This window comes from Arthrobacter sp. MSA 4-2, assembly GCF_016405885.1.
GTDB lineage: Bacteria > Actinomycetota > Actinomycetes > Actinomycetales > Micrococcaceae > Arthrobacter_D.
Map to the genome: position 1 here is coordinate 323,930 of NZ_JAEKGC010000003.1, position 9,710 is coordinate 333,639.

Annotated in this window: 9 protein-coding genes and 1 tRNA gene; 7 read left to right on the forward strand and 3 right to left on the reverse strand. The window is 66.3% G+C overall.

Annotated features, from left to right (window positions below; genetic code table 11):
- Nucleotides 1–46: 46 nt before the first annotated feature.
- Nucleotides 47–262, forward strand: a complete 216-nt coding sequence (locus tag I6N91_RS05120; protein WP_198811225.1) for an AlpA family transcriptional regulator — start codon at nucleotides 47–49, stop codon at nucleotides 260–262.
- Nucleotides 263–1,459, forward strand: a complete 1,197-nt coding sequence (locus tag I6N91_RS05125) for a site-specific integrase (RefSeq protein WP_198811227.1) — start codon at nucleotides 263–265, stop codon at nucleotides 1,457–1,459.
- A gap of 160 nt (nucleotides 1,460–1,619) precedes the next feature.
- On the opposite strand, the gene I6N91_RS05130 is transcribed toward I6N91_RS05125, so the two are convergent.
- Nucleotides 1,620–1,692 (reverse strand) — tRNA-Ala (locus tag I6N91_RS05130).
- 270 nt (nucleotides 1,693–1,962) lie between these two features.
- Here I6N91_RS05130 and I6N91_RS05135 point away from each other — a divergent pair.
- From I6N91_RS05135 to I6N91_RS05150, 4 genes are all read left to right on the forward strand, one after another.
- Nucleotides 1,963–3,183 (forward strand): globin domain-containing protein, encoded by a 1,221-nt coding sequence (locus I6N91_RS05135; RefSeq protein ID WP_198811229.1) that lies wholly within the window; start codon nucleotides 1,963–1,965, stop codon nucleotides 3,181–3,183.
- Nucleotides 3,184–3,329: 146 nt separating this feature from the next.
- Nucleotides 3,330–4,859 (forward strand): DHA2 family efflux MFS transporter permease subunit, encoded by a 1,530-nt coding sequence (locus I6N91_RS05140; RefSeq protein ID WP_198811231.1) that lies wholly within the window; start codon nucleotides 3,330–3,332, stop codon nucleotides 4,857–4,859.
- Between the two features lie 35 nt (nucleotides 4,860–4,894).
- Nucleotides 4,895–6,370 (forward strand): peptidase S10, encoded by a 1,476-nt coding sequence (locus tag I6N91_RS05145; protein ID WP_198811233.1) that lies wholly within the window; start codon nucleotides 4,895–4,897, stop codon nucleotides 6,368–6,370.
- A gap of 55 nt (nucleotides 6,371–6,425) precedes the next feature.
- Nucleotides 6,426–6,566: a hypothetical protein gene (locus I6N91_RS05150; RefSeq protein ID WP_198811235.1), complete on the forward strand. Its 141-nt coding sequence runs from the start codon at nucleotides 6,426–6,428 to the stop codon at nucleotides 6,564–6,566.
- Nucleotides 6,567–6,688: 122 nt separating this feature from the next.
- Here the strand turns inward: I6N91_RS05150 and I6N91_RS05155 are convergent, their stop codons facing one another.
- Nucleotides 6,689–7,183 (reverse strand): DUF456 domain-containing protein, encoded by a 495-nt coding sequence (locus I6N91_RS05155; protein ID WP_198811237.1) that lies wholly within the window; start codon nucleotides 7,181–7,183, stop codon nucleotides 6,689–6,691.
- Between the two features lie 111 nt (nucleotides 7,184–7,294).
- On the opposite strand from I6N91_RS05155, the gene I6N91_RS05160 reads away from it, so the two are divergent.
- The gene (locus I6N91_RS05160; RefSeq protein WP_198811239.1) at nucleotides 7,295–8,182 is read left to right on the forward strand and encodes a hypothetical protein; all 888 of its coding nucleotides are present in this window, start codon (nucleotides 7,295–7,297) and stop codon (nucleotides 8,180–8,182) included.
- 101 nt (nucleotides 8,183–8,283) lie between these two features.
- On the opposite strand, the gene I6N91_RS05165 is transcribed toward I6N91_RS05160, so the two are convergent.
- Nucleotides 8,284–9,195: an SDR family oxidoreductase gene (locus I6N91_RS05165; protein ID WP_198811241.1), complete on the reverse strand. Its 912-nt coding sequence runs from the start codon at nucleotides 9,193–9,195 to the stop codon at nucleotides 8,284–8,286.
- Nucleotides 9,196–9,710: the final 515 nt, after the last annotated feature.

The window sequence follows — 9,710 nt, forward strand, 5'->3', positions numbered from 1 at the left end:
GAACAGACCTTGCCCTTGGGCCGGCATCTACGACAGAAAGAATTTCATGACCACCACCCCAGAAAGCAGCAACACTGAAGAAGGTGGCGACGATCAGTGGCTGACCCCAAAGGACATTTGCACCCAGCTAAAGATTCCAGAGCAGACGTTCTACCAGTGGCGGGTCAAACACCTCGGCCCCCGCGCGTATCGAATCGGAAGGCATCTCCGAATCAGCCGCACCGACTACGACTCCTGGCTGTCTTCCCGATTGGAAGCCTAAATGTCTCCCAGGCCTCCTCTACCGCTCGGAACCTGGGGGAAGATCAGCCGGAAAAAACACCCGAATGGCCGCTGGCGTGCGACGACAAGATACCGCGACACTGACGGCATCACCCGCACCGCGGAAGCCTGGGGAACCAGCGGAGCCTCCGCCGAGCGAACCCTTGTCACTTCATTCCAGGATCGGCGGGCCCCTCTCTCAAGTGAAATTACCAGAACTACTCGGCTATCCGAGCTCAGCGATCTGTGGTTCGAAGAAATTGAGAACAATGGTCGCGCGGGCCGAAGGACCATCGATGGCTACCGTGACACCTACAGGCGTGTCATCGAACCCGCACTGGCCGGACTCCGGCTGCACGAGCTGAGCACCGGCCGTATTGACCGGTTCCTCAAAGACGTCGCCGCAGACCACCCTGCCACCGCACGTCATTCCAAAATCGTTCTGACCGGCATGATCGGCCTCGCGCTCCGGCACGATGCCCTGCGCAGCAATCCAGTCCGGGATGTCGGTGCCATCAAAATCGCCAGGAAGGACGTCAAGGCACTGTCAGTCGAAGACGTTCAGAAGCTCCGGACTGTCATTGCCGGGTGGCAAGAGGACCCCGCCCACCAGGGGCGGCCACGCGCGGCAGACCTACTGGACGTTCTCGATATCTTCCTTGCCACGGGCGCCCGCATTGGTGAGGTCCTGGCCATCCGTTGGCAGGACGTCGACCTCCAAGCGGAACCGCCCACCATCACCATCTCGGGAACCGTCGTCATGGAGAAAGGCCGCGGCGCCTACCGGCAAGACCATCCGAAGACAAAAGCGGGCTTCCGCACGATGAGGGTGCCGCCCTTCGCCGTGCAAACACTTCAATGCAGGTATTCGGCCGAGCAGCCCAAACCCGAAGACGTGCTGTTTCCGTCCTCCACGGGGACAGTGCGCAGCCCCCACAACTTCCGCAGACAATGGCGGGACGCCCGCGCGGGATCGCCCTACGAGTGGGTAACCCCGCATGTCTTCCGTAAATCAGTTGCCACTCTCATCAACCAGGAATACAGCTCCAGGCAAGCTGCCGCCCAACTGGGTCATTCCGGGACGGCAATCACAGAGAAGCACTACATCGCCAAGGCGACCGAGTCACCGGACCTCACGGCGACCCTCCAACAGTTCGGTACGGAGTCGCCACTCGGTCCGGAACATTTGTCCATGTGAATGGCGGCTACTACAACGAAAGTTCGGGACGGACGGACTCAACGCCACCGGCCCAACCCAAGTTGGACGAAAGCGTGTGGTTTCCGTGTGGTTGAGCCTCCGAGAGCCAGGAGAAAGAACCTTCACGCCGGCGTTTCCGCAGGCCAAAGGGCCTTCGTAGTGGAGCTTAGGGGAATCGAACCCCTGACCTTTTCATTGCGAACGAAACGCTCTACCAACTGAGCTAAAGCCCCTGACCCTCTCACTCTAGCGAATAGTTCCCGCTTTGCTCAAAGCCGGCCGTAAAGCGCCCGCCCGCGGTACCCGCTCCCGGCTTCGACGTCCGATGCCGGCGGGAAGGTGCTTGGGGAGTCGAACCGGAAGGCGGCCGTCCAATTTCTACACGCTGTAGAAATTGGCTAGAGTTGAACCAGTCCCCGCGCCAGCCGACGCCTCCGCGCCGCTCCCGCCCGGCCCCAAGGACCCCTGCGGTCCGTCGTTCGCGTCGAAGGAAGAAAACACCAATGTTGTCGGATCAGTCTCGCCCCGTGATCGCCGCCACGCTTCCAGTGGTCGGAAAAAACCTCGGAGAGATCACCCAGCGGTTCTACACGCACCTGTTCGAAGCACACCCCGAGCTGCTCGACGGCGTCTTCAACCGGGGAAACCAGGCCGGCGGCCGCCAGCAGAAGGCCCTTGCGGGCTCGATTGCCGCCTTCGCCGGACATCTGCTGAACAAGGCGGACGAACTGCCCGACCAGCTGCTGGCGCGCATCTCACATAAGCACGCCTCCCTGGGAATCCTCCCGGAGCAGTACAGCGTCGTGCATGAGCACCTGATGTGGGCCATCGTCGACGTCCTGGGGGAAGCGGTGACCCCTGAGGTCGCGGCGGCGTGGGATGAGGTCTACTGGCTCATGGCCAACGTCCTGATCAATCTGGAACGCGATCTCTACCGGACCGCCGGACTTGCCGCCGGGGAGGTCTGGCGCGAGTGGACGATCACCCGGAAGACCGCCGAGACCGAAGACGTGGTCACGCTGGTGCTTGAACCGTCCGACGGCGGCACCGCCGCGGCTTCACTGCCGGGACAGTATGTCTCGGTGCGGATCCCCATGCAGGACGGGCTCCTCCAGCCCCGGCAGTACAGCCTGTCCCGGGCCGACGACGGAACCTTTAGGCAGATCACCGTCAAGCGCGAACGCCCCGCGGCGGGCCCCCAGGGTGAGGTGTCGGCCGCCCTCCATGACCGCTTCAAACTCGGCGACCGCGTGCAGGTCTCCGCTCCGTTCGGGGAGGTGGTGCTGCGGCCCTCTGACCGGCCGCTCGTCCTTGCCAGCGCCGGCGTCGGCGTCACCCCGCACGCCGGCATGCTGTCCCATCTGGCCCGGACCGGGAGCCAGCGCAGCGTCACCTTCCTCCACGTCGACCGCAACCCGGGCCCCGCCATCCTCCAGCGCCAGCTCCAGGAGGACCTGGCCGGGCTTGCCTCCGCCCGGTTCGTGGCATGGGACTCGACCAGCGGCGCCTTCAGGGGCGGAAGCCATGACCGCCGGCCGGGGCGCATGAACCTCGATCCGATCGCCCTTCCAGCGGAGGCCGAATACTTCCTCTGCGGCCCCCTGCCCTTCATGCAGAGCATCCGCACCTCGCTCCTGCGGCGCGGGGTTTCGCCGTGGGACATCCACTACGAGGTCTTCGGCCCCGACCTCTGGATCGCCGACGACGTAGCCCAGGCGGCATAGCCCCCGAGGCCGTGGGGCAGGGCGCAGGTCCGCGCCGCCCCCGCCCCGGATGGCGGACCGACCGGACGACGGACCGGGCCCACGGCTGCCGGTGGGCCCGGAAACCGCCGCGGGTTTCGTCGGCGCACAGGAGTAACCTGTGAACCATGCCCCGCGACGAATCGGTATCCGCCCAGCCGACTCCCGAGGGCGGGGACATCCGGCCCTGGCCCGCCCTGTGGTCCCTGGTGATCGGGTTTTTCATGATCCTCGTCGACTCGACGATCGTCTCGGTGGCGACCCCGGCCATCATGGAGGGCCTCGGCGCCACCCTCGACGAGGTCATCTGGGTCACCAGCGCCTACCTGCTGGCGTTCGCCGTGCCGCTGCTCATCACCGGCAGGCTGGGTGACCGCTTCGGTCCGCGCCGGATCTATCTCGTGGGGCTTGTGATCTTCACCCTGTCCAGCGCCTGGTGCGGGCTCGCCGATTCGGTCGGAACCCTCATTCTCGCCCGCGTCCTCCAGGGTCTCGGGGCAGCCTTCATGACCCCCCAGACCATGTCCGTGATCACCCGCATCTTCCCGCCGGAACGGCGCGGCACCGCCATGGGACTGTGGGGCTCGGTGGCCGGCGTGGCCACCCTCGTCGGTCCGGTCCTCGGCGGCATCCTGGTGGACAGCCTCGGGTGGGAATGGATCTTCTTCATCAACCTCCCGGTGGGAGTGATTGGATTCATCCTTGCCTACCGGCTCGTGCCACGGCTGAGGACCAACAGCCACCGCTTCGACATCCTGGGCGTGCTGCTCAGCGCGGCGGGGATGTTTTGCCTCGTCTTCGGCATCCAGGAGGGGGAATCGTACGACTGGGGCACCATCGCCGGGCCGGTGACCGTATGGTCCCTGATCATTGCCGGGCTGGTCCTCCTGACGGCCTTCGTGATGTGGCAGCGCCTCAACCGGGCGGAACCGCTGCTTCCGCTGCGGCTGTTCCGGGACCGCAACTTCTCCCTCGCGAACACCTCGATCACCGCCATGGGTTTCTCGATCACCACCATGGCGCTCCCGCTGATGCTCTACGCCCAGAACGTACGGGGGCTCAGCCCGACGCAGGCGGCGCTTCTGCTCACGCCGATGGCCGTGGTCTCCGGCGTCCTTGCTCCATTTGTGGGCAGGTTCGTCCAGCGCAACAACCCGAAGCTCATGGCGGTGCTCGGCTTCGCCGGGATGTCGGCCGCACTGTTCTGGCTGGGCGCAATCCTTACCCCGGATGTCCCACTGTGGCTGATCCTGCTCCCGGTCTCGCTTCTCGGATTCTCAAGCGCCGGCATCTGGGCCCCGGTTTCCCTCACCGCCACCCGCAATCTTGACCCTTCGCTGGCCGGGGCCGGCTCCGGCGTGTACAACACCACGCGGCAGGTCGGTGCGGTCCTGGGCAGCTCCGCCATCGCGGCGATGATGCAGGCCCGGCTCAGCGCCAACCTCGGCGGCGGATCCGCGGACGCCGGGTCGGCCCTGCCCGAGGCGGCCCAGGCCGGCTACGCGCTCTCCATGGGGCAGGCCCTTTACCTGCCGGCCACTGTCATCCTCATCGGCCTGGCTGCTGCGCTGTTCTATGCGCGGCCGCTGCAGGGCACCGTCTGGACGGGCGAGGCCCCCAACGCCGCCCGGCGTCCCGCCCAACCCGTGGACTCCTAGTGATTGCCTGAATCAACCACGGCTAGGCTCGTGCCATGGCTGATGACCCGACAGGAACCCCGACTCCCGCCGACCCGCCCACCGAATCGAAGGACGTCAGCGACGACTTCGTCTCGCGCGGCCATACCTCGCCGTCGGGCCTGAAGTACACGACGACCACCGGGCGGCTCGTGCTGCGCCGGGAGGAAACCAAGGACGGCCGGGCCGATGGCTTCCGGCCCAAGGCCGAAATCTTCCTGGCCGCCTACACCAAGGACGACGGGGAGCCCGGACGCCCGGTGACCTTCGCCTTCAACGGTGGACCCGGGTCCTCCTCGGTGTGGCTCCACCTGGGCCTGCTCGGGCCCCGGCTGGTGGACGCCGGCGACGTCGGAGCGATGACCCCCGCCCCCTTCGGACTTGCCGACAACCCCGATTCCCTGCTCGAAACCAGCGACCTCGTGATGATCGACCCGGTCAACACCGGCTTCTCGCGCGTCGTGGATGGGGAGAAGACCGACGAATTCCACGCCTTCATCGAGGACCGGGACCTCGTCGCCGAGGTGATCCGCCTCTGGACGACCCGCAACAACCGCTGGCTGTCCCCCAAGTACCTTGTCGGCGAGTCCTACGGCACGCTGCGCGCGGTCGCTGTCGCCGGCCGCCTGTTCGACGCCTATGGGATGGCGGTAAACGGCCTTGGCCTGATCTCCACAGTGCTCAATATGTCGACCCTGCGCTTCTTCCCTGGCAGCGACCTGCCCTACGCCCTCCACCTTCCCACCTACGCCGCTATCGCCCACTTCCACGGCCGCCACGGCGGGCGGGACCTGGGCGAGGTGGTGCGGGACGCCGAGCAGTTCGCCGCCGCGGACTTCGGCTATGCCCTCACCCAGGGCAACCGGCTCACCCAGGCCGAGTACGACGACGCCGTCGCCCGTCTGAGCGCCATCACCAGCCTCGATGAAGGATTCATCCGCCGCACCAACCTGCGCTGGGACTACTCCGAGTTCGCCGCCGAACTGCTGCGCGGCGAGGGCCTGGCCGTCGGCCGGATCGATGGCAGGTTCACCGCCCCTCCCGAGAACCTCCAGAGCTCGGATTCCTGGGACGATCCGAGCATGCGGGCGATCACCGGACCCTTCGCCGCCGCGATGAACCACTATGTGCGCGCCGAGCTGGGCTACGAGAACGACCTCCCCTACGAGATCCTCACCGCCAGGGTGCAGCCCTGGAGCTACCGCACCTTCGAGGGGGCGCCCGTCGATGTCTCGAACGTGCTCGAGCGCCTCCTCATCCACAATCCGGGCCTCCGCGTGCACGTCGACTACGGCTACTACGACGGCGCCACTCCGCACTTCGCCACCGAATACGTCTGGGCGCATATGTCCCTCTCCGACCAGGCTAAGGCCCGCTTCTCGCACCACTTCCATGAAGCCGGCCACATGATGTACCTGAACCCGGAGGTGCGCCGAACGCAGCTGGCGGCACTTCGGGACTTCGTTACGAACGGTCCCTCGACGGACGATTAGTCAGTAGGATTAGTATTGATGCCGATTCCGGCACTGGACGAAAGGACAAACCGTCATGCTCAAGCGAATCCTCTGGGCGCTGGCCCCCATCGTTGTCTCCAAGGTCATGCAGAAGCGCGGCGGCGCGCAGACCCGCCGCCCCGGCTCGATCAACCGGGCCGACAAGACCCGCTACGGGAAGAACTTCGGCAGGTAGCCCACGGCTCCCGGCCGCCCTTGCACCTAAGGAACCCGATGACGACAAACGCACCCGATTTATCGGGTGCGTTTGTCGTTTTCGGGTCCGCTGGGCGTTTTCGGGCGCGTTGGGCGCCGGCCTCAGGCGAAGTGCACCCAGACGCCAAGGATCCAGGTGGTGCCGGCGGCGAAAGCGAAGCCGAGCTCTGCCAGGATGCCCAGCCCGGTGGCCTTCAGTGCCTGAAGGCTTGAGGACAGGGCGGACCGGGCGTTGCGCTGCCGCTGGTATTCGCTGCCAAACAGTCCCAGCGCGAAGCCCAGGAACAGCCCCACCACGGGGACGACGAACATCCCCACCACGCCGATGATCAGCCCGATCGTCACCGAGCGGCCCGGAATCTGCTGGCGTTTCAGGGTCCTTCCGGTCAGGACCAGCCCGGAGAGCAGGCCGGCGACGGCGAACAGGGATCCTAGGACAAAAACCACCCATCCCACGGCGCTTTCGACGGCGAAGGCCCACAGCAGCAGCGATCCAATGATCAGCACACTGCCGGGCAGCACCGGAACCACAACGCCGGCAGTCCCCACCGCAATGAGCAGTCCGCTCACCACCGTCATCAATACCTGGAAGTCCATGCGCCCAGTCTCCCACCCGGGACCGGCGCGCCCCGACACGTAGAGTTCCACCGCGCGGCCTGCAATACTAAGGTGACTGAGTAAAATTTGGTCTTGCAAACAGGAGGACGCATGAGTACGCCAGGAACAGGGGACACCGACGGAGCTCTGCGGCGCCCCCGCGGGAACGACACGCAGCACTCCACCGGCGCGAGCAGCGTCGGCGAGGCGCCGTCCGACGACACCGCCACCCGGGAACACACCCCCGCGAACCGGGTCGGCGACACCGGAGCCGACGACACGGCCACCCGCGCACACACCCGCGCTGTCCCCGTCAGTGCGACCAAGGACTCCGGGTCCCACTCGCTGGATCCCGACGAGGATCCGCACCGCAACCGCGCCGACCGCCCCTCCGTGGCTGACGACGCCATCCCGGCTGCCGCCGACCGCCGCGCCCTTCACCAGCGAGAAAAGGAAGAGTTCGGCGGCATGAAGTTCGGCTCCGCCTTCTTCGGCTGGCTGACGGCCACCGGCATGGCGGTGCTGCTGACCGCCCTGCTCGCGGCAGCCGGCGCCGTGTTCAGCCTCTCGACGAACACCAACCTCGATGAAGCCGCCGACCAGGCATCCCAGGACGCCCAGACGGTAGGGGTCACCTCCGCCATCGTCCTCCTGGTGCTGCTGCTGGTCTCCTACTTTGCCGGCGGGTACGTCGCAGGGCGGATGGCTCGGTTCGACGGCGCCAAGCAGGGGATCGCGGTGTGGCTGTGGGCCCTTATCATCGCCGTCGTCGTGGCCATCCTCGGCGTCATTGCCGGCAGCCAGTTCGACATCCTCGCCAACCTCAACAGCTTCCCGCGGCTGCCCATCAACGAGGGCGATCTGACCACTGCCGGAGTTATCTCCGTCGTGGTTGCCGCCCTCGCGGCGCTGATCGGCGCGATCCTCGGCGGCCTCGCCGGGATGCGCTACCACCGCCGGATCGACCGCGCGGACTACGACGAGCTGCGCCGCGGCTAGGCCGTCACGGGGCCGGCTTCGGCCGGACGCCGCAACAGCAGCACAAAGCCCCGGGTTCCCAAGGAGCCCGGGGCTTTTGCGTGCCTCACACCGCTAGGCGCTCAGGGCGAGGGCATTCCGCCGTTGACGTTGAGGGTCTCCCCCAGGACGAAGCTTGACTCCGCGGACGCCAGGAAGACATACGCCGGCGCAACCTCGGTGGGCTGGCCGGCCCGCCCGAGAGGGGTGCTCTTTCCGAACTCCGGCAGGGCCTCCTTGGGCTGGCCGCTGGAGACCTGCAGAGGCGTCCAGATGGGTCCGGGTGCCACCGCGTTGACGCGGATGCCCTTCGGCGCGAGCTGCTGGGCCATTCCCTTGGTGAAGTTGTTGATCGCGGCCTTCGTGCTGGCGTAGTCGATCAGGGTCGGGGAGGGCTCGTAGGCCTGGATGGAGGTGCTGTTGACGATCGTCGAGCCCGGCGGAAGGAATTTCAGCGCCTCGCGCGTGATCCAGAAGAAGGACTGGATGTTCGTCTTGTAGGTGTGCTCGAGCTGTTCGTCCGAAAGATCCTCGAGTGAGTCGACGGCCACCTGCTTGGCCGCGTTGTTGACGAGAATGTCCAGGCCGCCCAGCTGATCGGCGGCCTGCTGCACCATTGACCGGCAGAAGTCGGGGTCCTTCACGTCGCCGGGGAGCTTGACGCCCTTCCGCCCGCTCTCCTCGATCAGCCGGATCACCGTCTCGGCGTCGGCCTCCTCCTCCGGAAGGTAGCCGATGGCGACGTCGGCGCCCTCCCGCGCGTAGGCGATGGCGACGGCGGCACCGATGCCGGAATCCGCGCCGGTGATCAGGGCCTTGCGGCCCTCCAGCCGGCCGGTGCCGCGGTAGGAGGTCTCCCCGCGGTCCGCGTGGGGCTCGAGGTCCCGGTCCAGTCCTGGCTCGGGTTGGTGCTGCCTGGGCGGAGAGATGCTCTCGAACCGCGTCACGGGGTTCTGGAAGGTGTACTGGTCGCTGGTTGCGGACTGGGAATTCATTTTTCCTCCGTTGCCGATTGGGTCCCGGGTCTCCGAGGCAACCCGGGGAAGGCATGAAGCAGAAACTAAGCCTGCTTACTACCCTAGGCTTCCCGGGAGGAGGGGGCAGGCCGCTAAAGGACGGCGGAGAAGAACCCTGCTCCCACGCTGAGGATCAGGGCCACAACGAGGAGCCAGACGATGGGGGTGCGGTACTTGGCAATGGCGCGCATAGCTCCCCAGTCTAGTGCGCACTTCCTCGCCCGGCGCCGGACCGAAATTTCCGCATAGCAGTGGCATGGTGCAAAAGCAACCAAAGTGAAATAGCACAGCCTCTGCACCGGGAGTACGCGTAGAGTGGAGGAATCTGCGGGGCTCGCCCCATCGAAGGCTGGGAAGCCGACCCAACCCCCAGGGATATTCATGAGCGTCACAGCCGCCGGCCGCAAAGTCCGGATTGCCAAGCCCAATGACGTTGTTGCGTCCTATTCGGTCCTCCTGAAGCAGGTCCGGAAGGAGGGGCTGCTGACCCGGCG

Bases quoted from the DNA above. Each gene is read 5' to 3' on its own strand.
- I6N91_RS05140 (WP_198811231.1), top strand. From the start codon at position 3,330: ATGCCCCGCGACGAATCGGTATCCGCCCAGCCGACTCCCGAGGGCGGG.
- I6N91_RS05160 (WP_198811239.1), top strand. From the start codon at position 7,295: ATGAGTACGCCAGGAACAGGGGACACCGACGGAGCTCTGCGGCGCCCC.
- I6N91_RS05155 (WP_198811237.1), bottom strand. From the start codon at position 7,183: ATGGACTTCCAGGTATTGATGACGGTGGTGAGCGGACTGCTCATTGCG.
- I6N91_RS05165 (WP_198811241.1), bottom strand. From the start codon at position 9,195: ATGAATTCCCAGTCCGCAACCAGCGACCAGTACACCTTCCAGAACCCC.
- I6N91_RS05135 (WP_198811229.1), top strand. From the start codon at position 1,963: ATGTTGTCGGATCAGTCTCGCCCCGTGATCGCCGCCACGCTTCCAGTG.
- I6N91_RS05125 (WP_198811227.1), top strand. From the start codon at position 263: ATGTCTCCCAGGCCTCCTCTACCGCTCGGAACCTGGGGGAAGATCAGC.
- I6N91_RS05150 (WP_198811235.1), top strand. From the start codon at position 6,426: ATGCTCAAGCGAATCCTCTGGGCGCTGGCCCCCATCGTTGTCTCCAAG.
- I6N91_RS05120 (WP_198811225.1), top strand. From the start codon at position 47: ATGACCACCACCCCAGAAAGCAGCAACACTGAAGAAGGTGGCGACGAT.
- I6N91_RS05145 (WP_198811233.1), top strand. From the start codon at position 4,895: ATGGCTGATGACCCGACAGGAACCCCGACTCCCGCCGACCCGCCCACC.